Origin of the sequence: Litchfieldia stipae (assembly GCF_014837155.1) — a bacterium.
GTDB lineage: Bacteria > Bacillota > Bacilli > Bacillales > Bacillaceae_L > Litchfieldia.
Map to the genome: position 1 here is coordinate 1 of NZ_JACYHA010000062.1, position 682 is coordinate 682.

General features: G+C 40.5%; 1 protein-coding gene. It reads right to left on the minus strand.

All coding sequences use genetic code 11. The features are described 5' to 3' along the window. Positions 1-682, minus strand: a 682-nt coding sequence (locus F7888_RS22300) for a DDE-type integrase/transposase/recombinase (RefSeq protein ID WP_225228969.1), incomplete at both ends; no start/stop codon positions are given.

Consider the following 682-nt stretch of genomic DNA (forward strand, 5'->3'; position numbering starts at 1 on the left):
TTCTGGATTTACAACAGGGACTTTACCTTCTAAAGCCGCATGTGGCCTTAGGAAGTTAAAGTAAGCCACAAACAAGGTGACAAAAGAGACTGATCCTTGTTCCGAGCCAAACCCATGGGTTGAACGATAATTACCTTTAAATGTTCGATTGAGTCTTTCAATAATCTGTTTTAAGGGTCTGTATTCGGTTGAAACAGGGTCTTCATTTGTAAGACCAATTACTTGCTTCACATCAAAAGAAATGTCATGTTGTGCGAAATAGTGTTGAGCTAGAAGATAGATTGGATTTCCATCTACCACAAAAGTTAGATCTTCTGGGATCTCTTTCATCTTTACTAAAACTTCATCTATCGCACGAATGGCTGACGCTGTATCTCGATTAGGAGACACTGGATAGGAAAGTATAATTTTTTTCACCGCATCAAAAAAGAATAGCAAATAATGCCAGCGACCACCAACCCGAATATAAGTTTCGTCACCACAGAATTGGTCAGAAAGCTCATACGGATAGTAATCCACGTAGGGCTTAAGCATAAGGGCTACGCTATTTTCGTAGTTCAATATCGTTTGGTGCGAAATAGCCACACCATGAACATCCTGCATAATGGCAGCTGTCCTACGGGCCGAAAGGCCGTAGTTAACATGGTAGGTTAATATCAATCCTAATGTATGTGGTGAAGCA